Raw genomic sequence first — 24,110 nt, forward strand, 5'->3', positions numbered from 1 at the left:
TCAATTATAAATTATGAATTTCTTCTGAAAAATATATCAATGAATTCAATCGTAATAAACGTAGGAAACAGCAATATCAGATTTGGTCTTTTCAATGGTGATAATTGTGATATTTCGTGGGTAATCAATACAAAACCTTACAGAACGGCAGATGAACTTTACGTACAGATGCTGATGCTTTATCAAACCTATAAAATTGAGCCAACAGAAATCGACAAAGTAATTATTGGGTCAGTAGTACCTCAGCTTACCAAAGTAATGAGCTCCGGGATCAAAAAGATTCACGGAACTACTCCTGTGATTGTTGATAGGTCAACTCCTTCAGGAGTTCAGGCGAAATCTAAGCAGATGGGAACGGATATCTATGCAAATCTTGTGGCGGCACACAATCTGTATCCGAACAGGAAAAAAATTGTCATAGACTTTGGAACTGCTCTTACAGCCAGTTGTGTGGCAGAAACAGGAGAGACCCTGGGAGTAATTATTGCTCCGGGAATTGTTACTTCCTTAAATTCATTGATCAACCAGACTGCACAGCTTCCGGACATAGAACTGAAAAAACCAAAATCTGTTTTGGGATTGGATACGGTAACCTGTATGCAAAGCGGAATGGTATATGGTTTCCTGGGAATGGTAGAAGGTTTTGTGAGCCGCATCAACGAGGAGGTGAATGACGATTGTTTCGTAGTAGCGACGGGAGGTGTATCCCATATCTATAAACCTCTTACAGATAAGATTCATGTGATGGACAGGCTTCATACATTGAAAGGTCTTTATTTCCTGGGGAAAGATTTATAAATTAAAAGATTAAGGCTGGGTTGAGCTCAAGTCATATCTTATACTTAACTTTAACCTTAATACAATGGAAAAATTTCCCATCATAGAAACCGAAAGACTTACTCTCTCACAACTGGAAGAAAAGGATGTCCCTTTTATTGTTGAATACCTTCAGCATAGGATTTTTTCTGATCTTACCTCTAATATTCCGTACCCTTATGTAGAAAATGATGCCAGATCCTGGCTGAAAATGTCAAAAGAAGCTTTTGAAAACCATAGTGGGTATACTTTTGGGATTCGTGATAAAGAGGGGCATATTATTGGAGCTATCGGTCTTCATGACAGAGAAGATGATAAAGCAGAGCTGGGATACTGGATAGGAATGCCCTATTGGAATAAAGGATATGTAACTGAAGCAGCAAGAGCAATTGTAGATTTTGGTTTTAATGACCTGGGTTTCCATAAGATCTTTGCTACTCATTTTCTTCACAACCCGGCATCCGGAAGAATAATGGAGAAAATAGGAATGGAACAGGAAGCTGTTTTAAAACAGGAAATGAAGAAAGACGGAGAGTACTTTGATATCGTGAGATATTCTATTTTTAAAGGCTGATCTCAATGAATATCAATGTATTCTGATTCTATAAAACAAAAGCCAGAGAATATTTTAATTTTCTCTGGCTTTTTATATTACTATTATCATTTTCTGAACTATTGGGTAAGGGTTAAAGCCTACCAAGATACGGATGGAATTCCTTCAATGGAAAGGCTTATCTTTTACTTTTAAAAAAATCTTTAACAATAGAAGAGCATTCCGCTTCCATGATTCCTGTAATAATTTCTGTTTTCGGATGTAGAGAAAGATGTTTATTGATAAATCCCCTTTGTTCATCCCGTGCACCAATCACCACTTTTGAGATCTGAGACCAGGAAAGTGCCCCCGAGCACATCACACATGGTTCCATTGTTACATACAACGTACAGTCTTTTAAATATTTTCCACCAAGGAAATTTGCCGCTGAGGTGATGGCCTGCATTTCTGCATGAGCGGTAACATCATTCAGGGTTTCGGTAAGATTGTGGGCTCTTGCGATAATCCTGTTATTGGAAACCACTACACATCCGATAGGAACCTCATCTTTTTCCAAAGCGGTTTCTGCTTCCTGCAGGGCCATTTTCATGTAATATTCGTCAGTAAACATTTAATCGGTCATCGTTAAAGTTAAAGGTAATTTAAAACGATAAGTGGTAGGATCGCCTTTTATCATTGCCGGAGAAAACTTTTCTGCAAGAGAATATAATGCAATTTCTGCCTGTCTGTTGAAGGTGAAATTATCACCCTGTGCATGAACATTGCTTACTGTACCATCTTTTTCTACAATAAAATCAACATCTGTTTTTATCATTTTTTCTAAGGAGTAAACCCCATCAACATATAGCAGATTGGCAACTTCCTGTCTCAAAGAATTAAGTCCTCCGGGATAATCAGCAACCTTTTCTGCATCAGAAAATTTTTCGGATGGATTTAATTTAGGGTTCCTGATGGTTTGGAGGTCTTCCAGATTTCTTACCTTTAATAAAGCCCCGATCAGGGCATTGTTTTCAATGCTGTCCATTTTTTTCATGAAAAAGAGAAAATCTCCTTTTATTGCCACTTTTTTATCCGTATTGGATTCAGCATCAAACTTTTTTTTGAATTCTTTATTCAGCATATTTCTGTGCTGGTTATAATAGCTCTTTACAAGCCTGAATTCTTCTTTCTGCTGTGCCAGAAAAAAGGTGGAGATAAAGCAGCTGATGCCAACAAATAAAGTTTTCAATAAGGGTATATTTATGTAAATATAACAAAAAATATGAAATATATTTTTTATGATCAGCTTTCAAGATAACGGTTCAAAGATTCCTGCAAATGATTACGGATATCATCAACTAAGCCTTTAGGTTCCAGAACCGTTACTTCTTTTCCATAAGAAAGAATTTCCTGCATAAAATCATAAGTAGGGTGAAGGAAGAACTCAAAATAAATCTCTTCCGGAGTTTCTTTGGTCTCTTTCTGCGATTGGTGAAGAGGGAAGCTTCTGATATATTCTCCCTGATGGCGGCTGCATTTCAATATTATATTCTGTGGTTTCTGCTCCGTCAGATTCATTACTCCGAATGCATTTTTAAAATGCTCTCTGAAATTATATTTATACTTCTCTCTAAACTGATTTTTAGCCACGTCGAGATAGTTGATTCTATCAAGTCCGAAAGATTTTAAAGCCTTATCTTTTGTATCAATAGCAATAAGATACCATCGGTCTTTGGATTCTTTTAAGGCTAAAGGATGAACTTTTCTGGAGGTCATCAGCTTGTTTTTATAATTGTAATGTTCAAAGCTTACCACCCTTTTATTTCGGATGGCGAAGAACAGATCATAAAAATGCTCCACACCGGTTGGCTTACGGCTTTCAAAAAAGATAAAATCTGAAAAATCCGGGTGAAGATTCAGAGCGTTGCTTACCTGGAAAGATTCCAGTAATTTTTGGTTATATTCATCCACTTCCATGATCGGGCGGCTCTCAATATAGTATCGGTTGTCTCCCTTTTTCTTGTTGTGAATGGAAAGATTGAAAAGATTGGAAATCTCCCGGATGTCCCTTTGCAGAGTACGGATAGAGTAGCTCTTAATTCCTGCATCCTGGAATTCAAAAGAGTTTAAAAGATAGTCCTCCAGCTGGGAATAGGTAGCCGGAGAACTTTCTAATCTTTTAATAATTAAGGCATATCTTGTCAGATAAAAATCTTTCTTCATTTCTCTATTTTTAGGGTGCAGCAGAACTGCGTTTCAGGGTAAAGTTTTATAAGACAAATATATGCGGTTAATGCGACAAAACGTGTCGTGTTTTATTTTTTATCTAAAAATTATCTTCCTCAAAATCTTCTCTAAGGAAGTTTTCAATGTCGTTGAGATAGTTTTCATAATCCATCTCAGCATTTTCGATGTCGCTCCATTCTATGGTATAGAGGTCTTCATTGAAGAGTATGTTGGTATTGGGTGTTTCCATGCTTTGAGTTGTAAAGTGTTGGTTACATTTTGAACATACTTCAGGCTGTTCAGCATAGGGGAATGTCGAATTCAAAGGCTTTTTCAAGTTTTTATGTATTGATGTTTTGTGTCTTTTAATACTCCAAAAGTAGCGGGGCAAAACGACAAAACTTGACGTGTTTAAAAAATATTTTCTAATTTTAAAATATAATCTTTAAAGCTTATATTGGGTAGTTATAAGTATAAAGACTTATATTTTATTTCTGATGAGTTTTTGAACAATCTGGTTCAGGATTTCTCTGTTGTCATCAATATAGCTCAATCCGGCCTGTATAAGATTTTCAATATTAGATCTTCTTACGTTATCCATTGCCGGAGATGCGTTCTTCAGTGAAGGATTCAGGCGGTAATAGTTTTTCTGATTTCTCAAACCCAGTGTCTGAAACATCTGTTCCAACTGATAATCTACTGTTTCTGCATTGGCAGACATTAAAATATCAATAATCGGGCTTACCCAGCCAATTTTTCCGGCTTTTTCAAGTTTTTTAAAAGGATAAGGTCTGGCTTCAATTCCTGTTCCGATAGAAACAATAATCATATCATTTACACTCGGATGGTTGGCTTTCTGATGGTTTTTTAAAACCTCTGCAAAAGGAATTTTTCTTGCTTCTGCATAAGCACAGAGGGCAGGATTATTGGCAAACATCCCTCCGTCAATCAGGCTGAAGATCTGTCCATACATGGATTTGATCTGCACCGGACTAAAATAGGTGGGAGCAGCTGAAGTTGCCCTACAGATATCTTTTACGTAGAAGTTATCTGTGCTGAGGTTAGCATTCCATGAGTTGAAAAGTTTTGCTCTTCTGTTCTCAATATCATAACTTGTTATTAAACATGGTTTTATTAATTCTTTTAGTTCTAAATTTCCAAAAAAGTCATTTAAATTCCTTTCAAGTGATTCCTGTGGAATTTTTTCATTCAATAATCCGAATGGATTAACCAGTCTTTCCCAAAAGGAAACCTGGAAGATATCGCCGCCCTTTTCCGCATATAATTCTAGTCCTTTCTGAATAGAATATTTTGCTTTTCGGGTTTCGTCGGGACATAGAATAATAGAAGCAATCAGACCTCCGGTACTGCTGCCTGCCACCAGATCAAAATAATCCCCAAGCTTTGCTGTGGGCTTATCATAATACTGGAGCTGCTCTTCTATGTAACGTAGAATAATGCAGGTGATGATTCCTCTTATTCCACCCCCGTCCAAAGAAAGAATGGTTGTCTTTTTCATGTTATTTTTTCATTTTTTTAAAGAAACACTTGGCAACTTTAGACAAGTAAAACCAATAGATTTCCGAAAAATATCTATTGGTTTCAGCTTATTATAAGGATTGCTTTTGGTGTTTTCTTCTAAAGCAAAGATAGACGGAGGAAGCGACAGAACTTGTCGTGTTATAAATGATTCTAATTAATTTTATCAAAAAAAATAGCTTTAAACCAGAGGGTTAGTTTTTTTGTGGTTTGATAAATGGAAGCTAAAAGACAACATAATTCTGCTTATCTCTGGGCATCTTCAGAAGCATTCTCCAGCTGGTTTTTAAAGGACCTTTTTTAGAGGGGATATTCTTTTTTTCGAAGTGGGGAAGGTCTTTGAAGGTTTTCCAGTTTCCGCCCCAGTCCCAGCCATGTCGGGCAAAGATTTTTACGCACTCATACCAATCAGCAACTTTGTCATTATCCCAATCTTTTGCCGTATCCCAGCTTACCGTTTTTCGGTCAATCATTAGGCAGATATCTACGGCAAGACCATAATTGTGGATACTTTGTCCTGCCTTGGCATTGGTCACCTTTTTTGCTGAAGTAATTCTTCCGATTGCATAAAGTTTCTCCTGCTCTTCAAAAGATCTTAATCCCTGGGTAACTCTTATCTTGGCTCTTCCGGTGAGTGCTTCATCACATTCCTTTATAATTTGTTTTACTTCATCTCTTACCAACGGATGAAGCTTCTGAATTCGTTCCAAGGTTACTTTGTCCATATTTCTTATTTTGTTATGATACAAAAGTATAGAGCAGAAGCGACGAAACTTGACGTGTTTTATTTAATTTTTTTGGGAATTTCCGGATCCAGGAAAAGTGATTAGATAAATGTTTTTGAACACAAAATTAAAACACTAATGCGACAAAATGTGTCGTGTTTAAGAATTTTATTTATTTGTTTTTCAGACTGTTAAATATGATGTTAATTATGGTGTAAAAGATTATTTTATTCTTTAAAAACTCTAATTTTGTGTAGATATTTATCATGTAATTGTCATGTATGCACTCGTAGATTGTAATAACTTTTTTGTTTCATGTGAAAGGACTTTAGATCCTGATCTTGAGGGCAAACCTGTTGTGGTTCTTTCCAACAACGATGGGTGTGTTGTATCCAGAAGTAAAGAAGCAAAAGATCTGGGAATTCCCATGGCAGCCCCGGCATTCAAGTACAAGGAGCTTTTTCAAAAGTATGATGTGAAAAGTTTTTCTGCAAAATTTGAATTGTATAATTATAAAAGTCAGCAAGTGATCAATATTGCCAAATCCTATGTTCTTGATTATGAAGTTTACAGTATTGATGAGCTTTTCCTTGATTTAACAGGGTTTAAGTATATTGATATTTATGAATATTGTTCTCAAATCAAAAAAGAGATTGATGAGAAGGAAAATATTCCTGTAAGTATCGGAATTGCTCCCACTAAGACTTTATGCAAAGTTGCGAATAGAATTGTAAAAGATTTTCCGGATAATTTTAACGGGGTTTATATTCTGGATACTCCTGAAAAAATTGAAAAGGCACTGAAGTGGCTTAATATCGGAGACGTTTGGGGAATAGGAAGAAGACTGGCCGTTAAAATGAACGATAGTGGCGTCTATAAAGCCTGGGATCTTCTTCAGAAACCTGAAATATGGGTTAGGAAGATAATGGGAATTCATGGAGTAAGGATGATCAATGAGCTGAAGGGAATTCGTCAGCTGGAACTGGACGCTCCTTCTCCTAAAAAATCTATTGCTGTTACCCGAAGCTTTATGCAGATGCTTACAAAAAAAGAAGAAGTAAGGGAAAGAGTAGAAACTTTTGGAATGTACTGCTCAGAAAGATTAAGAAAGCAGAATACCTGTTGTAAAATGATTACCGTTTTTGTACAGACCAACCGTTTTAGAAAAGATCTGCCTGAATACAGAAATGCAATGACCCGGATTCTTTCCAATCCTACCAATTCATCAATCTTAATAGGAAGAGTGGTTAATGAACTTTTCGAAGCTGTTTACAGAGATGGATTTCATTATAAAAGAGCAGGGGTGATGGTGAATGATTTTGTACCCGAAGATCAGAGACAGATCAGTCTTTTCGAGGAAGACATACAAAATCAGCATCTTCCCGTGATGAAAGCCATGGATGCCATGAACCGGAAATTTGGGAAGGATAAAGTCCGCCTTGGAAGCATGAGTGGTGAAAACACCTTTGGACGTGCAAAACTGTCTCCGGAATATGAAGCTTTCCTGAAAAAAAACACATTGCCAGAAGCTAACTTCAGATTTCATTAGGAATTATTTTAATTCAAAAATTCTGCTTTTTTTTTAATGAAAAGTAAAACATTTAAAATCAGTTACTTATATTATTATTGAGGAATCTGAAACCGGGAAAGTATTGAAGGAAGGTCAAAATGTATCATATACTGAGCTTATGGCTGCCCTTCAGGCATTTTAAAGATTAGGATATGTATGTGTAATTAGATTTACTTTCTTTCATATTTCCAGTTTCTTCCCTTACCTTCGGCTATCCATTCCAGAGACTGTTCCATTCTTTTATTTCTGGTGGTTTCTGTTTTGGCTTCCGTAATCCAGGAAATATATTCCTTTCTGAAGGACGGGGAAGCCTTTCCAAAAATTTCCAGCGCTTCAGGTCGAGCATCTAGGGCTGACTGAAAATAGTCAGGGATTTCCATTTCTGTTTTGGAAGGTGCGGCCTTCTTCATCGTAACTCCCATATCTGTAAGATCCATGGCTTCTTTAATCGCTTTTTTAAGCTGAGGTTTTGACGGAAGATCTTCAATCCTTGTTACTTTTCCTAAGCTGAACATTGAGCTTCTTTCAGCTGTTGTTTCTATCTCCTTTAATGTTTTCATCTCCTGATGCAGCCAGAATCCAAGGCTGCAATACTGCTTGAAAGCTGTAATGGAACAAAGAATTTTTCCTTTATACATGAACGTAGGAAACTTCCATTTGATTGCTTCTTCTGCATCCGGGCAGACTTCGTGAATTGTTTCACGGAGATAATTTAAGATAGGTCTTGCAAAATCCGGAGATTTTTCAATGTATTCATCAACTTTTACGCTGTGTTTATCCATAGTGTTTATTGGAATAATTGTACAATTTCGTTCACAAAGAATTTTACCTGATCAGGTCTTCCTCTGTCATTTTTAGGGTTGTTGGAGTAGCTCCCGGTTTTTACAATAACAATATTGTGTTCAGGAACCATAATGATATACTGTCCCTGTAATCCGAGGAAATAATAATGTTTGATGGGGTTGTCGTGGTTGATCCACAGCCCCATTCCATAAATGTTTTCAGATTTTTCAGTAGGAGTTCTCATTTGTTCAATGAAGTCAGCATTGAGAATCTGTTGATCCCCGGCTTTTCCATCATTCAGAAACAACTGTCCCAGCTTAGCAAAATCTCTTGCATTGGAATGAATGCAGCAATACGTTTTTTCCATTCCATAATCGTCTGTACTCCATTTGGCATTCTGTTCCATTCCCAAAGGAATCCAGAATTTTTCTGATAAATAGCTCGCTAATGGTTGGTTCATGGCCTTTCGGAGAGCAAAACCAAGAAGCTGTGTGGAACCGCTCTGGTATTCGAATCTTGTTCCCGGTTCTTCTTTAAATTTTCTTGAGAATACAGCTTTTACAAGGCTTTTTCCATAATAAGCTTTGGCATTGGGAAGAAACGGATTATTGTAATTTTCATCCCAGTCCAGCCCGGATTCCATTTGGGCCAGGTTTTTAAGGGTAACCTGATTTCCAAATGTTTTATTTTTAAATTCCGGATAAAAATCAGATAACTTTTCATCAATACTAGAGATAATGCCTTCTTCCAATGCTTTTCCCAACAGCATGACAGTTACTGCTTTTGCCATCGAAAAAGAATTGGTTTGTGAAAGCTGATTATAGCCATCCCAATATTGCTCATGAAGAATTTTTCCATTCCGAATTACAACAAAAGCTGCTGTTCTGGAGTGTTTTAAGTTGTCAACTAAATGTTTAGGTAAATCTTTTTTGTTATAATCCGGATCTTCTTCCCAGAGTTTAGGTTCTTCTGTGGCAATAGGATTGCTTGGGAAAAGATTTCCGTCATCAATATGTGCACTTGATTTTCCTTTAAGATAGGTTTTGGAAATACCACTAAATAAATAATCATATCCCAGAAGATAAGCAGCTGCCGCCCCGGCTACAGCTCCGCCTATCATGTACTTTAGTATTCTCATTTTTTCATAAATGGGTCTTTAACAAATTTAGAATAATTTGACTATAAAAATTAAAATGAATCATCAAATAAGTTATTTTTGTTCTTATTGATGAAAACTATGACCAGAAAACTTATTGTATTGGGGTACTTCCTATTTTCAATCATGGGAATGGCCCAGATTTATAAACCGATAGATACTGCAGATTATATACAGAGGAAAGCTTTTTTAAAGAGTTTTGAAGGGAATAATGAAGCAACTGTAAAGAAGTTAAGATCTCAGTATTCCGGAAAAACAGGCTCTGAATTATCCAAAATCTATAAAGAATTCGGAACAGATTTTCAAAAGCAGGTGAAGAATAAGGATTTTATTTTTAAATCTGAATTTGAAACCAGTATACAGTCTGTAATCCAGCGTCTTAAAAGAAATAATCCTAAAATCCCTCAGGACCTGAAAATTCTGATCGCAAAAGACAATACTCCCAATGCTTACTGCCTTGCTGACGGAACTTTTGTAATCAATATGGGGCTTTACAGCTGGCTCAATAATGAGGAGCAGATTGCAGCTGTGATTTCCCATGAACTGGGGCATAAAATAGAAGAACATTCCCTGAAAACCTTTTTAAAAATTCTCGAACAGGATAAATTGGATAAAGTACTGGTTCAGAATATAAAATCAACCACTACAAGCCACAGCCAGAGCCAGAATCAGAAAGCTTTTGATATCTTTAAAAATACAGTGTATAAAAAAGGCGTGGAAAAAAGGCAAAGCGAAATGCAGGCGGATTCTTTAGGGTATGTTATTTTTAAAAATAGTGATTTTAAGAAAGCAGAATTTGTAAATGCGCTTCAGAGACTGCAGGATTTTGATACTATTTCACCAAGAGAGCTGAAGATGGAAACGTATAAAAAGCTTTTTAACCTTCCAAAGCAGGCTTTTAATGAAAAATGGATGAAGAAAGAAGACTTTTCACTGTACAATTATAATTTCTACAAAGAAAAGCTGAACAAAGATTCCCTTGCATCACACCCTGAAGTGTCCAGAAGAATTGAGATGCTTAAAAAAACATTTGTAGAACTTAAAAGTCCAATTGCTCCGGAAAAACCTTCGGATCTGTTTGTAACATTAAAGAAAACAGCTAGAATGGAAATTTTGCCCAACTATTTCCACTCGGAAGACTATGGACAGGGAATTTATGCGGCCATGCAGTTTCTGCAGGATGAAGAAGAAGAAAAATATTATAAAAGCTGGTTGGGAAGATGCTTTTCCAAAATATATGAAGCTAGAAAAAATTATAATCTGAACCGGTATCTGGACCGGATAGAACCTAAAAATCAAAGTGAAAGCTATCAACAGTTCCTGAACTTTATGTGGAACTTAAGCCTTGATGAAATAAAAAATATTGCAGATTATTATCAGACGAATGAAACTATAGCAAAAGCAAACTGATTTTAATAGGAACGGGTTTTAGCCCGGTTTAGCATAATAAAAAATTCAACTGGCTTTAGCCAAAACTTTAAAAAGAAGAATCCTGATCTGCATCAGGATTCTTCTTTTTTACTAGTAATTTAATTTCTCCAAACGGATCTTATTGAATTTTTCTTTCTCATTATATTCTCGAAGAAGGATATAGCCTTCTTTTCCTACATATGGTGTTACTGTATAATTGTCTTTTTCAGAAATAGGAATGATCTCCTGTTTGAATTTTCCTTCAATAATGGTATTGATGAACAAATTCCATCTTTTTTGCTTTGTTACTTCATCTTTCTGATAGTCGCGGTAGAAAAATACTACGTCTTTTCCACCGTTGAGGTATTGTGAAAAGAGATAATCGCTGTTTACCCATTTTGATTTTTCTTTTTCAAAAACCTGTACATTTTTCACTTTGAAATCTTTATCTGTGTAGATGTAAACAAGGTCTGTTGTTTTGGGAGCGTTGTATTGTCCTGCAGGTTTATATTTTTCAGATAATATTCCTACGCTTCCGTCATTCATAAAGTACATATCTTTGGTCTGAAGCATATATCCGTTTTCCACCATGCCATTTTTATTCACTTTTGGAAGGAAAGCTGAGATATTCGGTTCATAATTGATTGTTTTGGTATCTGCAGTAAAACTTTTTTTGTCCACCATCATTCTTGCAAATCCTACTGATTCAGAATCATCATAGTTTCTTCCCAGCAGAACCACTTTATCATCAAAATCTTTATCATTATCAATCTTTCTGTAATTGGAGTAGAAGGATTCAATATTATCTATTGTATCATCAGATAATCCGGTCACCGGCTTGTTGGAAGTTTCTTTTCCTGTTTTCATATCAAGAACCAGAAGACTGAATGTTTTCTGCTTTTCATTCACTTTCTTCATGATGCAGTACATGTAATTCTCATCTCTTTCCAGAACAGACAGGGTGGTATAGATTTTCTTGCTTCCGTCGGTATTGTATTTATATCTCCAAACCTCTTTTTTGTTTTCATCAAACTTCATAAGGCTGTTGTTATTTTCATACTTTCCGTAATCTTTATACTCCACAGCAAAGTAACCGCCTTCTTTCAGCTCACCTACAGCAGAAACGTAGTTGTATCCTTTATCTTTCTTTTCATCACGATTTTCCTTACGCTGTTCTTTCCAGCTCTTAGGTTCGTTGATTTCTTTGAAAGTGCCGTTTTCCAGATAGTCATAATATATTTTTCTGGTAATAGAGTTTGTTTTAGGGTCAATTACCATAGAAACAGGTGTAAATACTTCTCTGCTTTTTACCAGAGAATAATCCATCATGGATGGCTTTAAGATAATCTGCCCTTTAAAATCAACATATCCTAAATAAGATGCGGCAGTGATATCTCCTTCAAATTCTTTATTGGCAACAGGGTTGAGGTTTTTGTCTAGTATTACATACTCAAACTTTTTGGTCTTATCACCGGATTTTCCATAAGAATATAGAGAAACATAACCGTAAAGGTTGTCTTTATCATCGAATAAAGCATTCATTCCCACATGATCCCCAGCGGCGAGTGTTGTCAGATCCTGGGTTTGGGAAAATGCAAATGTCTGGATCAGTCCAAACATTATGAGTGTTATTTTTTTCATGGTTAAAATTTGAGGGATAAAAATAATAAATTAACCCATATGTTGATAAAAATAAAAAAGCCCTGGTCTCAGGGCTTTTTTATTATAGTTTAGAAAGTAAATTTCTGAAGTTCGTTTTTTCATCAATGATTCTTCTCAACTCTGAAACCGGAACTCTTTCCTGCTGCATCGTATCTCTGTCTCTGATGGTTACTGTATGATCGGTCAGAGAGTCGTGGTCAATAGTGATACAGTATGGAGTACCGATGGCATCCTGTCTTCTGTAACGTTTCCCGATGGCATCTTTTTCTTCATAGAACAGATTGAAATCATATTTCAGATCGTTAAAGATTTTTTCTGCATACTCCGCTAAACCATCTTTCTTCATCAAAGGAAGGATAGCTGCTTTAATTGGAGCAATAGCTGGAGGTAAAGATAAAACCGTTCTTTCTGAACCGTCTTCCAATACTTCATCTTTTAAGCAGTGAGAGAATATGGATAGGAATAATCTGTCTAAACCTACTGAAGTTTCCACTACATAAGGAACATAGTTTTCGTTTCTTTCAGGATCAAAGAACTGAAGCTTTCTTCCTGAGAATTCTTCATGTGCCTTTAAGTCGAAATCTGTTCTTGAGTGAATACCTTCCAGTTCTTTAAATCCGAATGGGAAGTTAAACTCAATATCAGCAGCAGCATTCGCATAGTGAGCCAATTTCTCATGATCATGGAATCTGTAATTATCATTTCCCAGACCTAAAGCTAAGTGCCAGTTCAGACGTTTTTGTTTCCACTGCTCATAAAACTCAAGTTCTGTTCCCGGAGCAACGAAGAACTGCATTTCCATCTGTTCAAATTCGCGCATTCTGAAGATAAACTGTCTTGCAACAATCTCATTTCTGAATGCTTTACCAATCTGTGCAATACCGAAAGGAAGCTTATGACGTGAAGTTTTCTGTACATTTAAGAAATTAACAAAGATCCCCTGAGCTGTTTCCGGTCTAAGGTAAAGATCCATTGCACTGTCTGCAGAAGCTCCCAGTTTTGTTCCGAACATCAGGTTGAACTGTCTTACCTCCGTCCAGTTTTTAGAACCGGTATCCGGATCTGCAATTTCAAGCTCTTCAATCAAAGCTTTTACATCAGCAAGGTCTTCGTTTTCCAGAGATTTTGCCAATCTTGAAAGAATAGCTTCTCTTTTTGCTCTGTATTCCAAAATTTTTGGATTTGTGGCAACAAACTGATCTTTATCGAAAGCTTCACCGAATCTTTTCGCTGCTTTTTCGATTTCTTTGTTCTCTTTATCTTCAATTTTAGCACAATAATCCTCTACCAAAACGTCAGCTCTGAAGCGTTTCTTAGAATCTTTATTATCAATCAATGGATCGTTGAAAGCGTCTACGTGGCCTGATGCCTTCCATGTTGTTGGGTGCATAAGGATCGCCGAATCAATACCCACAATATTCTCGTTAAGCTGTACCATAGCTTTCCACCAGTATTGTTTGATATTATTTTTAAGTTCGGCCCCGTTCTGTCCATAATCATACACAGCGGATAAACCATCATAGATCTCACTCGATGGGAAAATAAAACCATATTCTTTAGCGTGAGAAATCACTTTCTTGAAAACATCTTCTTGCTTTGCCATAATTTTTACATCTGATGTGCAAAAATAATGTTTTTTATTGGGAATTAATATCTGTAAGAACCTACATTGGATATTGTCATCAAAAAACATCCTCCTACACCAATGATAAATAATATTCCTGCAAGAATAAACAGTAATATTTTTGCTATTTTATATTTTTTTAATGGTACGAAAATAATTGTAGCAACCGTTATAATAACAGCGATTACAATCAATTTTACAAAAAAACCAAAATAATCTGTCATTTTCTTGAAATTAGGATGATATCTTATACTAATATAAACATTTTATTTAAAGTTTAATGATAGGAGCTGGGAACCAGCTTTTGATGCTCTCTTTTCTCTGATTTTGGCGGCGGCTCTGCCGCCGCCAAAATCAGAGAAAAGTTCAAACACACCGTTCAATCATGGCTATATCAATCGAAAATTTCTACTTTTGCACCATGTTAGAAATTCTTTATCGCGACGAGCATATTATTGCCATCAACAAACCCAGCGGATTATTGGTTCATAAATCTTTCTATGCGGGAGAAGCAGATACTTATGCTATTCAGGAGCTGAAGAAACAGATTGGACAAAAAGTGTTTCCTGTACATCGGTTAGACCGAAAAACTTCGGGTGTTCTGCTGTTTACTTTAAATAAAGATACCCTTAGAATCATGAGCGAACAGTTTGCATCACGCGAAGTGGAGAAGAAATATCTGGCAATTCTTCGTGGTTGGACAAAAGAAGAAGAAACAATTGATTATGATCTGATTAATGAAAATGAAGTCAAGCAAAATGCAGTTACATATTATCGTCGTTTGCAGACTTCGGAAATAGATTTACCTTTTCTAAAACATCAGACTTCGAGATATTGTTTAGTAGAAGCTATTCCTGAAACGGGAAGATTTCATCAGTTGAGAAAACATTTTAAACATATCCTGCATCCTATTTTAGGTTGCAGAAAACACGGTTGTAATAAACAAAATAAATTGTGGCTTCAAACATTTGAGGTCAGTAAAATGACGCTTCATGCACATCAATTGATTTTTAATCATCCTATTTCTAACGAAAGAATTACGGTAAATGCTACTATAGATGATGAATTTAAAAGAGTAGGAGATATTCTGAAATTGGATTTGAATGCGTATTCCTAAATTATAGAATTACACAGACTTTTACCTTTTATAGACGATGTATATAAAAGACATTTTGATAAAATATCATAGGTTAATCCGAGATTAATTTTAAAATAAGTATTTTTGTAAAACTTTTTTTCAATGTACAAATCGCTCATTCGTCCGATTCTTTTCAAATTTGATCCTGAAGATGTTCACCATTTTACATTTTCAATGCTTAAGAATTTTGGATTTTTTACTAAATTATTTTTCCCAAAACCTATTGAAGACAAACGTCTGGAAAGAGAAGTTTTCGGATTGAAATTTAAAAATCCTGTAGGACTGGCTGCCGGTTTCGATAAAAATGCAGTTTTGTTTAACGAATTGGGAGATTTAGGTTTTGGATTTGTAGAAATCGGAACGGTAACCCCAAGAGCTCAGGCTGGAAATCCTAGAAAAAGGTTGTTCCGTTTGATAGAAGATGGCGGGATTATCAACAGAATGGGATTCAACAACGACGGTCTTGATGCTGCTATTGAAAAACTGAAATCTAACAAAGGAAAAATAATCATCGGGGGAAACATCGGAAAAAATACAGATACAAGCCCGGAAAATTATACCCAGGATTATCTGGATTGTTTTGAAGGTCTTCATCCTCATGTAGATTACTTTGTACTGAATGTGAGCTGCCCGAATGTAGGAAGCCACGCCAAACTTGAAGATGTAGAATATCTGAGAGAGCTGATTACAGAAGTGAAGAAGATCAATCAGTCAAAATCTGTACAGAAACCTATACTCCTTAAAATTGCACCTGATCTTAATAACAATCAATTAGACGAAATCATTGAACTGATTGCAGAAACAAAAATTGATGGTATTGTAGTTTCCAATACTTCAGTGAACAGAGAAGGTCTGAAAACCTCTCAGGAAGTTTTGGAACAGATCGGAAACGGAGGATTAAGCGGAAAACCAATCCGCGAAAGAAGTACAAAAATGATCAAGTATCTTTCCGATAAAAGCAACAGAGCATTCCCGATCATTGGAGTAGGAGGAATTCATTCTGCAAAAGATGCTATGGAGAAGCTAGATGCAGGAGCTGCACTGGTTCAGCTGTACACAGGCTTTATTTATGAAGGCCCGGAACTGATCAACGAAATCAACCAGGAAATTCTGAAAAGAGCAAGCAGATTACCAAGATAAAAAATATAAAGAGAGTTTACACAACTCTCTTTTTTATTTTGACTTTACAATTGAAGCATTTTTTAGATCCACAGTAAAGGTATAGGCGGGAGAAGAGTAAGATTTACTTACTTTATATTGTATTGTTTCCTTGTCCTTTGACTTTGTTTTCGTAGTATCATAAATGTTTTCCCAGCAGCTTTCGGTAAGGAATTCTTCATAATTTTTATAATTCCAGTCTTTTGTAAAATAAAGAACTCTGTAACCTTTTTCGCCATCACTTGCTCCACATTGCCCGCAGGCATTAAAATTAGAGGTTTGTTCAAAATACAGGAGAACCCTGTTCCCGTTTTCCCCTGAAGAGTAGGAAATAAGTTCATTTCCTCCGGCTTTATTAATGAAGTCAAATGTATTGATCTTTTTATTATTGGGCAGAAAAAGATAATTGTTGAGACGGTAGATCATTGCGTTACCTGTAAATAATTGTACAGGGAGATTTTTTTTACCCTGATAAAAAAGGCCGGAAATCGGGTTGTTTTTCATGCTGATCTTTTCCAATATAATAGATTCCTGGGGAGCCAGCTTTTGTACTGTTTCATTCGTTTTTTCTACTTTTTGGAGAGAAGTGATCTGCTCTTTTAGGATACTGGAATTTTGTTTCTGTTTAGCTCCGAAATTATATAAAGACAGATCGCCATAATAATCATATATTCCGGTGAGCGGAATTTTCTTTTTGTATTTATCGTAATAATACCATCCGTCAACGTAATGCTGATACTGGTCACAATCTACTATTCCCGTGTAGTTGAGCTGCATGGTAATGGGCACTCCACCAATCTCTCCGGTGAAAGTCTGTGAAGAATCTGTTACTTTCTTTAATTCAACTTTCTGACCGAGGAAAAATGTGAGACTTAAAGAAAATAATAAAGAAAATATTTTTTTCATGGTTGGCTGTCGTTAGTTTTTTTAGAGGAAGAAATGGGCGATGGTGTAGATAATAAGACCAACCAGCCCTCCGACCAGTGTTCCGTTTACCCGGATAAACTGAAGGTCTTTTCCTACTTCCAGCTCCAGTTTTTCACTGAGCTCTTTCCCCTGCCAGTTTCCAACGGTAGTACTGATGAGGTTCCCGAATTGATGGGTGTTTTTCAGAATATATTTATAAGCCGTCACCCGAACCCAATGATCTATTTTGTTCTGAAGGTTTTCATCTGTCTTTAAATTTTGTGCAAACTCATTCAGGTTTTTAGAAAGGTAATTTTTTAAAGCAGAATGCTCTTCCTGAAGCTCTTTCATCAGTGTGTTTTTGATGGAGACCCAGATGTCATTGGAATATTCATCCAGTTTGTCATTTTTCAGAAGTCCGTTTTTGATGGTCTTAAATTCTTCATCCCATTTTGGATCTTCCTTCAGGTCAACGGAGAATTCATGAATTTTCTGTGTAATCAATCCTCTTACCTCATGCTGAGGATTTTCTTCTATTTCTTTAAAAAAATCAGAAAGTCCGTCGGCAATTTTATCCGCAATTTTATGATCTACAAAAGATGGAATGAACGAATAACTGCCTTTCTTTACACGTTCCTGGATCATTTCATCATTTTCAATGATATATTCTTTGATTTGTTTTGAAAGATTGGTGATGATTCTCTGATGATCATTTTTTTCCAGAATATAACCTATTCCGTTTCCCACTACTTTATTAAGTTTGATATCATCTGTCATTTCAGACACCTTTTTGCTGATAAACTGGCTTACCGTAGAATCATCAAGCTTATTGAGAATATCAAGAACAATATCTGAAAGGTTTTTAATCAAAATTTCCTGACTTTTTTCCTTTGCCAGCCATTCTCCAACAAAATTGGAAACTTTAAGCTTTTGGATGTAAGGGCGTATATTCTGAGGAGAAAGAAAGTTACCCACTACAAAGCTTCCAAGGTTGTCTCCCAGTCTCTGTTTACTGTTTTCAATCAGATTGGTATGAGGGATAGGAAGGCCGAGCGGATGACGGAATAGTGCCGTTACAGCAAACCAGTCTGCAAGCGCACCCACCATTGCAGCTTCGGTAAAGGCTCGCACATAACCAATCCAATGAGAGTTATTAGACTTCTGTAAAATAGTGGTAACAATGAAAATAACGGCCATCAGAACGAATAGTCCTGTGGCAAATGCTTTATATTTTCTCAGTTGTTTTCTTTTTGCTTCGTCATTCATATTCTCAAATTTACTAAATTTGGTTATGAAACCGTTTAATCTTAATAAAAGCTTTTAAACCTCCAAATTTTTATGGTTAAAGAACGAAATTTACGATGAAATTTTTAGTTTCAATCATCATATTATTTTTTCTGCAGGCTTGTACGCAGAAATACAAACCTATTAAAACCTCCTCTATGGAAAATACAGAAGCAAAAAACAATCCATACTATTCCAGAACAGATACTGCAAAACTTAATATTTCCAATGATGAATGGAAGAAAATACTGGCTCCGGACTTGTACGCAATTGCCAGAGAAGCTGCAACAGAAAGAGCTTTTACGGGAAAATATAACGAATTTGATGAGATAGGAGAATATTATTGTGCGGTGTGTGGAAATCACCTGTTCCGCTCTACATCAAAATTTTCCAGCAGCTGCGGCTGGCCTAGTTTCTTTGAAGCTGATAAAGAAGGAGTCTATTATGTAAGAGATCAGTCTTATGGAATGGACCGAGTAGAGGTGCTCTGCAAAAGATGTGATTCCCATCTGGGACACGTTTTCGATGATGGCCCGAAACCTACAGGGCTGAGATATTGTATGAATTCTGTGAGCTTGGAATTTGTTCCGGATTCTCATAAATAAGTGCTTTAATTCACAGAATCAGGACGTTAAAGTTTCTTAAATAGCGTTAAACTTTTTAGAGTTATAACCCCTTGGTAATTATGTTTTTATAATTTTGCCCCACTAATTTGGATTTATATAGTATTGAATGAAAGGATTTTATAGCGTATTAGGCCTTGTTTACATGGTGACGACTTCATTCTACATTTCCCCAAGAGTAGCGGCGAAAAGTGAGAATGTAAAAACAACGAAAACTGAAAAAGTAGCTGAAACGAAATCTGAGAAGAGCACAACAGCCGTGTCTTCATCAGAAGCATTGTACCAATCTATTGCATTTGATCCGGAACATGAACTTAATTATGAAGTGTTCTCAAAAGCATTGACTGGCTATGAAAATTTAAAAAAAGCAGGATTGCTTACCCAGGATTCGCATTTATTGACCATCTGCGATTTTTCTATGTCTTCTAATACAAAAAGACTTTGGATCATTGATCTGGAAGACAAAAAAGTTCTGTTTAACTCATTAGTGGCACACGGAAAAAATACCGGCGAAGAATTTGCGACGAATTTTTCTAACAGGGAAAGTTCGCTGCAGAGCAGTCTGGGATTTTATATCACGGATGCTACATACCAGGGTGACAACGGATATTCTCTTAAGTTATTGGGAATGGATAAAGGGTTTAATGATGCGGCTTACAGAAGAGCTATTGTATTACACGGTGCGGATTATGTAAGTGATGCATTTGCTGCCATGCACAAAAGGATCGGAAGAAGCTGGGGATGCCCTGCGGTTCCAAGAGAACTGACACAATCTATAATCAATACGATTAAAGGAAAAAACTGTCTGTTCATCTATTACCCCGATCAGAATTATCTTTCTTCCTCAGAATGGTTGAAAGCGTAGAATAAAAAGCAGTCCATCGGACTGCTTTCTTATTTTTGGGAAGGAAACTCTACGGTAAATGTACTCCCTTTGGAAACTTCAGAATGCACATACAACCAGCCTTCATGAATTTCTACAATTCTTTTTACAATAGAAAGACCAATCCCATTCCCCTTTTCAAAATTTTTATTGGAACCCCGATAGAAAAGCTCGAATATTTTTGAAAGATCTTGCCCCGAAATCCCGATACCATGGTCAATGAACCGGATTTTTATATGCTGAGAATTGGTTTCAATTTCTATATGACAGCCTTTATCTTCGGAATATTTACAGGCATTTTCCATAAGGTTTGAAAAAGCAACCTGCAGCAGGTATGGATTGCCATAAAAATCATAATTGTTTTCATCATCATCAGACGCATTACCCATATAATTAATCCCGATTTTGTAATTGACATTTTTCTGAATTAATGCAAGCTTGGCTTCTGCCAAAATCTCATCCAGCCGGAGATTGGAAAGGCTGATCTGGGATACATCATAGCTGGCCCTGGCAAAATCCAACAAAGCTGAAGACAGCTCCGAAGCATCATTGGCATCCTGTAAAGCATTGTCAATAGAAAGCTTATAGTCATCCAATGTCACATTAAGCTCTTTGGCAAGTTCCAGCTCTGCAATTAATGTAGAAAGAGGAGTACGAAACTCATGGGAAATAGTGGTAACGAATTGCTTATGGTTATTGAAGGATTTCTCCAACCTGTTGAAAGTAGAATTAAAAGTTTCCGTCAGTTCATAAATCTCATCTTTTGCTTTAGGAATATCCAGCCTTTTATTCAGATTATGCTCTGAAATATCACGGATCTGAAGGATAATATCTTTTAATGGCTTTAAGGTATAATATGAAAAAAGAAATCCGATAATAAAAATAATGACAATACAGCTGATATAAATGATGATAATATCTTTTTTAAACTCAGAAATATGAGCTTTTCCCGTGACATCTACTGCACTTCCAATGATATAATATTTTTCTCCGTTTGATTGAAACTGAATGGCAATATACTGACGGTCGCCCTGCTGCCAGAATATTCTGTTTTTATTGGACCGGATAATTTTATCCAGATATTTTTCATTGCTTTTTGAAGGAGGAATGTCAGTAAATGTCAGTTCTTTATTGTTGTTATAAACACTAATGTCTGCCTCATTTAATAGTTTCTGATTACGTTGATGAAGTTCACGGATTTTTTCATCACTGATCCGGGCATCAAAAATAAATTCAGATCGCCAGATGACTTTATATCCCAGCCGGTCGTTGAACTCATCTTCCCTGTTTTTTTCGGAGACAAAATAGAGTACATAAGCAAACAAAAATAAAATGCCTGCGGTAAGAATGGAATAAATGAGTGCGGTTCTGGTGGCTATTTTCATAATTGTGAGGCGAAAATAAACCCTACGCCCGGTTTGGTATGGATCAATTTCTGATCAAAATCTTTATCAATTTTTTTCCGCAGGTAGGCAATATAGACATCAATATAATTGGTTCCGGTGTCGAAATGGTTTCCCCAGACATTTTCTGCAATCTCCTCACGGGTAAGAATTCTTTCTGCATTACTTACTAGAAAAACTAAAAGCTTAAATTCTTTGGGAGTGAGTTCAATTTCTTTTCCGTTTCTGAATACCCTGTTGATTTTCTTATCAACCTTCAGCTCATGATATTCTAAATCTGTCAGATACGCTTCCTTATTTTTGATTGATCTTCGCTGTAAAATAGCTTTTATTCTGACATACAGTTCTCTGATTTCAAAAGGTTTTACCATATAATCATCCGCTCCGGCGTCAAATCCTTCAATTTTCTCATCAATCGTTCCCAAAGCAGTCAGCATAATGATCGGAAGATCAGGGTATTTCTGTTTGATCATTTTGCATAGATCTATACCGCTCATTTTTGGAAGCATAATATCTGTAATGGCCAGGTCGAATGTAATTTTATTCAACAGAACAATGGCATCTTCCGCATCTTCGGAAATATAAACCTGATAATCCTGGCTTTCCAGCCCTCTCTTCAAAAGACTTGAAACACGCGAATTATCTTCTACAATTAAAATTTTCATAAAGAATACGATGGAATATAGCTTGGTTTTACAGACGGTTTTAATTTTAAAAGCTTGATTTTCTTTGTTCTCAAAGCCCTGTACAAAGGTATTTCATATTTTCCTTTTATCAGAAAAGATTAACCTTTTTAATAGTTTTCTATAAGGTTTCTAATAGATTTCTAATACCTGTCCGGACATTCCAGATCTAATTTTGTCCCGTTGAAATCAACAAAAAAGATAAGAATAGAAAAAATATGAAGACTACCTCTTTCAAAACCGGAGTTGCTTTATTTTCCCTGCTGGGAATCATGGGAAAATTGGAAGCCCAGAAAAAAAATGATTTTAATAATCCCGGATTGACCCATTATTTTAATGATGAACATTCAAAATATATTTCCCTTAGTGGATATGCAGAACTATGGGCCAGGTATACACAGCTCAACCCGGGAAGTCTTGTGAATAATGAGGCAAAATCAGATCTGTCTGATCTTTCCCTTCGAAGAGTTCGTGTGAAAATGACCTATAAACCTACTGAAAAATTAATGTTTGTATTACAGGGAGGAACCACTAATGTAAACGTGAATGCTAAAGGAAGCAATTATTTTGATCTTTTGGATGCTTATGCAGAATATGCTTTTAATGATAAAATTGCTTTTGGTGCGGGACGTTCTACATGGCGCGGCCTTTCAAGGTTTACTACAGGACCTTTGAATACACTGTTATATGACTTGCCCGCTTATGCAACATCGAATGCGGGAGCAACAGATTATACGGTAAGGGAGTTGAGTGCTTATATTAAAGGACAGCTCGGAAGATTTGATTACCGTCTGGTAGTGGCAGATCCTTATACTATGGCAACTTCTGATCCGAAGCTGGATGTCGCTTCTTTTAGTAAAAACTCCCCCGGAAAAGACTTCTCCGGATATTTCAGATATGCTTTTTTAGATAAAGAAAATATTTCTACACCTTTTAATTCCGGGACTTATGTGGGAAAAAAGAATGTGCTGAGTCTGGGAGCAGGTTTTGATTATATCCACAATGCATTATGGCATCTGGATGCTGGTAAAAATACAGTGAATGATGATATGAAAAGCTTTGCGGTAGATTTGTTTTATGACGCACCGCTGAACAAAGAAAAAGGAACATCAGTAAGCGCCTATGGGATGGCAATGCATAATGACTATGGACCCAATTATATCCGATATGTAGGAACTAACAACCCCGCAACTTCTGTGGATGTTGCCCAGGCCAGTCTTAATGGTGCAGGAAATGCAATGCCTGTCATCGGAACTGGAAATACCTATTATGTACAATTGGGAGGAACTCTTCCTTATTTAAATAAAGAAAAGAAAAACCTTCAGTTACAGCCAGCTGTCGGAATACAACTTTCCGATCTGAAAGGGCTTCATGATAATGCTGTGATTTATGACGCTGGAATCTCCCTACTGATGAATGAGATGTCTTCCAGGCTAACCTTTGATGCACAGAACAGACCTGTTTATGCCAATGATCCTTCCAATAATGCTGTAGTCTCCGACAGAAAATGGCAGTTTGTCCTTAAGTACAGAATTGATTTTAATTAAAATAAGATACTATGGAAAGAAGAAAATTTTTATTCCGATCTGTTCAGGCTTCAGCCTTGCTTATGGTTTCGGGAAATATGTTTGCCTCTGCTTTACCCATGTTTAACCCCTTAAAAAATAAAAAAGTGTACTTCCATTATTTATTGTTCTGGCTGAGAAAAGATATCTCTGCGTCAGAAGTAAAAGAATTCGAGAATTTTTTTGAAGGTCTTAAAAAGCTTCCTTACCAGAAAAATCTCCGTTACGGAAAACCGGCAGCGTCCAGTCCGAGAAGTGTTTTAGACAGCACATTTACTTATAATGCCTCTATGGAATTTGAGAGCCTGGAAGAGCTGGAAGCTTATGGAAAGCTTCCTGAACATTTGGCACTAGTCCAAAAATATAAACCATTTTTTGACAGAATGCTGGTTTACGATACTGTTTATAATTAAAAATAAAAAAT

At 36.3% G+C, this 24,110-nt stretch carries 25 protein-coding genes; 10 read left to right on the forward strand and 15 right to left on the reverse strand.

The genetic code is table 11. The annotated features are described in order from the left end of the window. Positions 1–39 precede the first annotated feature (39 nt). Together KIK00_RS16405 and KIK00_RS16410 are read left to right on the forward strand one after the other, a co-directional pair. Complete coding sequence (locus KIK00_RS16405; protein WP_255813436.1) at positions 40–798, forward strand: type III pantothenate kinase; 759 nt, start codon at positions 40–42, stop codon at positions 796–798. Between the two features lie 64 nt (positions 799–862). Continuing rightward, a complete protein-coding gene (locus tag KIK00_RS16410) occupies positions 863–1,390 on the forward strand; it encodes a GNAT family N-acetyltransferase (RefSeq protein ID WP_255813437.1) in 528 nt (175 codons plus the stop codon). A gap of 157 nt (positions 1,391–1,547) precedes the next feature. Here KIK00_RS16410 and KIK00_RS16415 read toward each other — a convergent pair whose 3' ends face one another. The 6 genes from KIK00_RS16415 to KIK00_RS16440 all read right to left on the reverse strand — a co-directional run bounded on the left by KIK00_RS16415 (position 1,548) and on the right by KIK00_RS16440 (position 5,838). Continuing rightward, a complete protein-coding gene (locus KIK00_RS16415) occupies positions 1,548–1,979 on the reverse strand; it encodes a nucleoside deaminase (RefSeq protein ID WP_149834095.1) in 432 nt (143 codons plus the stop codon). After that, the gene (locus KIK00_RS16420) at positions 1,980–2,597 is read right to left on the reverse strand and encodes a hypothetical protein (RefSeq protein WP_255813438.1); all 618 of its coding nucleotides are present in this window, start codon (positions 2,595–2,597) and stop codon (positions 1,980–1,982) included. It abuts the gene before it with no gap. A 53-nt stretch (positions 2,598–2,650) separates the two neighbouring features. Continuing rightward, positions 2,651–3,571, reverse strand: coding sequence for a YafY family protein (locus tag KIK00_RS16425; protein WP_255813439.1), 921 nt, complete (start codon positions 3,569–3,571; stop codon positions 2,651–2,653). A gap of 103 nt (positions 3,572–3,674) precedes the next feature. Further along, on the reverse strand, positions 3,675–3,899 hold the full coding sequence (locus KIK00_RS16430; RefSeq protein ID WP_255813440.1) for a hypothetical protein: 225 nt from the start codon (positions 3,897–3,899) through the stop codon (positions 3,675–3,677). Between the two features lie 156 nt (positions 3,900–4,055). Beyond that, positions 4,056–5,093, reverse strand: coding sequence for a patatin-like phospholipase family protein (locus KIK00_RS16435; RefSeq protein WP_255813441.1), 1,038 nt, complete (start codon positions 5,091–5,093; stop codon positions 4,056–4,058). Between the two features lie 244 nt (positions 5,094–5,337). Further along, positions 5,338–5,838, reverse strand: a complete 501-nt coding sequence (locus tag KIK00_RS16440; RefSeq protein WP_255813443.1) for a M15 family metallopeptidase — start codon at positions 5,836–5,838, stop codon at positions 5,338–5,340. 277 nt (positions 5,839–6,115) lie between these two features. Here KIK00_RS16440 and KIK00_RS16445 point away from each other — a divergent pair, with 277 nt between their 5' ends. Further along, on the forward strand, positions 6,116–7,387 hold the full coding sequence (locus KIK00_RS16445; protein WP_255813444.1) for a Y-family DNA polymerase: 1,272 nt from the start codon (positions 6,116–6,118) through the stop codon (positions 7,385–7,387). A gap of 191 nt (positions 7,388–7,578) precedes the next feature. On the opposite strand, the gene KIK00_RS16450 is transcribed toward KIK00_RS16445, so the two are convergent. Then, positions 7,579–8,190: a YdeI family protein gene (locus KIK00_RS16450; protein WP_255813445.1), complete on the reverse strand. Its 612-nt coding sequence runs from the start codon at positions 8,188–8,190 to the stop codon at positions 7,579–7,581. A gap of 5 nt (positions 8,191–8,195) precedes the next feature. Further along, positions 8,196–9,329: a serine hydrolase gene (locus KIK00_RS16455; protein WP_255813446.1), complete on the reverse strand. Its 1,134-nt coding sequence runs from the start codon at positions 9,327–9,329 to the stop codon at positions 8,196–8,198. Positions 9,330–9,428: 99 nt separating this feature from the next. Between KIK00_RS16455 and KIK00_RS16460 the strand changes: the two genes are divergently transcribed. Further along, a complete protein-coding gene (locus tag KIK00_RS16460; protein WP_255813447.1) occupies positions 9,429–10,757 on the forward strand; it encodes a M48 family metalloprotease in 1,329 nt (442 codons plus the stop codon). 111 nt (positions 10,758–10,868) lie between these two features. Here the strand turns inward: KIK00_RS16460 and KIK00_RS16465 are convergent, their stop codons facing one another. The 3 genes from KIK00_RS16465 to KIK00_RS16475 form a co-directional block, all read right to left on the reverse strand. Further along, the gene (locus KIK00_RS16465) at positions 10,869–12,398 is read right to left on the reverse strand and encodes a hypothetical protein (RefSeq protein WP_255813448.1); all 1,530 of its coding nucleotides are present in this window, start codon (positions 12,396–12,398) and stop codon (positions 10,869–10,871) included. An 82-nt stretch (positions 12,399–12,480) separates the two neighbouring features. Continuing rightward, complete coding sequence (locus KIK00_RS16470; protein ID WP_255813449.1) at positions 12,481–14,022, reverse strand: glycine--tRNA ligase; 1,542 nt, start codon at positions 14,020–14,022, stop codon at positions 12,481–12,483. A gap of 44 nt (positions 14,023–14,066) precedes the next feature. Beyond that, complete coding sequence (locus KIK00_RS16475; RefSeq protein WP_255813450.1) at positions 14,067–14,267, reverse strand: hypothetical protein; 201 nt, start codon at positions 14,265–14,267, stop codon at positions 14,067–14,069. Between the two features lie 197 nt (positions 14,268–14,464). Between KIK00_RS16475 and KIK00_RS16480 the strand changes: the two genes are divergently transcribed. Next, positions 14,465–15,160: a pseudouridine synthase gene (locus KIK00_RS16480; RefSeq protein ID WP_255813451.1), complete on the forward strand. Its 696-nt coding sequence runs from the start codon at positions 14,465–14,467 to the stop codon at positions 15,158–15,160. Between the two features lie 123 nt (positions 15,161–15,283). Further along, positions 15,284–16,321, forward strand: coding sequence for a quinone-dependent dihydroorotate dehydrogenase (locus KIK00_RS16485; RefSeq protein WP_255813452.1), 1,038 nt, complete (start codon positions 15,284–15,286; stop codon positions 16,319–16,321). A 33-nt stretch (positions 16,322–16,354) separates the two neighbouring features. On the opposite strand, the gene KIK00_RS16490 is transcribed toward KIK00_RS16485, so the two are convergent. Both KIK00_RS16490 and KIK00_RS16495 read right to left on the reverse strand, forming a co-directional pair. Then, positions 16,355–17,245: a hypothetical protein gene (locus KIK00_RS16490; RefSeq protein WP_255813453.1), complete on the reverse strand. Its 891-nt coding sequence runs from the start codon at positions 17,243–17,245 to the stop codon at positions 16,355–16,357. A gap of 21 nt (positions 17,246–17,266) precedes the next feature. Next, positions 17,267–18,511, reverse strand: a complete 1,245-nt coding sequence (locus KIK00_RS16495; RefSeq protein WP_255813454.1) for a DUF445 domain-containing protein — start codon at positions 18,509–18,511, stop codon at positions 17,267–17,269. Between the two features lie 95 nt (positions 18,512–18,606). On the opposite strand from KIK00_RS16495, the gene msrB reads away from it, so the two are divergent. Together msrB and KIK00_RS16505 are read left to right on the forward strand one after the other, a co-directional pair. Then, positions 18,607–19,134: a peptide-methionine (R)-S-oxide reductase MsrB gene (msrB, locus tag KIK00_RS16500; RefSeq protein WP_255813455.1), complete on the forward strand. Its 528-nt coding sequence runs from the start codon at positions 18,607–18,609 to the stop codon at positions 19,132–19,134. A 127-nt stretch (positions 19,135–19,261) separates the two neighbouring features. Continuing rightward, on the forward strand, positions 19,262–20,017 hold the full coding sequence (locus tag KIK00_RS16505) for a murein L,D-transpeptidase catalytic domain family protein (protein ID WP_255813456.1): 756 nt from the start codon (positions 19,262–19,264) through the stop codon (positions 20,015–20,017). A gap of 29 nt (positions 20,018–20,046) precedes the next feature. Here KIK00_RS16505 and KIK00_RS16510 read toward each other — a convergent pair whose 3' ends face one another. Then, on the reverse strand, positions 20,047–21,420 hold the full coding sequence (locus tag KIK00_RS16510) for a HAMP domain-containing sensor histidine kinase (protein WP_255813457.1): 1,374 nt from the start codon (positions 21,418–21,420) through the stop codon (positions 20,047–20,049). After that, positions 21,417–22,103, reverse strand: coding sequence for a response regulator transcription factor (locus KIK00_RS16515; protein ID WP_255813458.1), 687 nt, complete (start codon positions 22,101–22,103; stop codon positions 21,417–21,419). Before KIK00_RS16515 ends, KIK00_RS16510 begins: the two co-directional genes overlap by 4 nt. A 236-nt stretch (positions 22,104–22,339) precedes the next feature. Here KIK00_RS16515 and KIK00_RS16520 point away from each other — a divergent pair, with 236 nt between their 5' ends. Both KIK00_RS16520 and KIK00_RS16525 read left to right on the forward strand, forming a co-directional pair. Further along, positions 22,340–23,668 (forward strand): porin, encoded by a 1,329-nt coding sequence (locus KIK00_RS16520; protein WP_255813459.1) that lies wholly within the window; start codon positions 22,340–22,342, stop codon positions 23,666–23,668. Positions 23,669–23,679: 11 nt separating this feature from the next. Next, positions 23,680–24,099, forward strand: a complete 420-nt coding sequence (locus KIK00_RS16525) for a Dabb family protein (RefSeq protein WP_255813460.1) — start codon at positions 23,680–23,682, stop codon at positions 24,097–24,099. Positions 24,100–24,110 lie beyond the last annotated feature (11 nt).

It is taken from the genome of Chryseobacterium sp. MA9 (assembly GCF_024399315.1).
Taxonomy (GTDB): domain Bacteria; phylum Bacteroidota; class Bacteroidia; order Flavobacteriales; family Weeksellaceae; genus Chryseobacterium.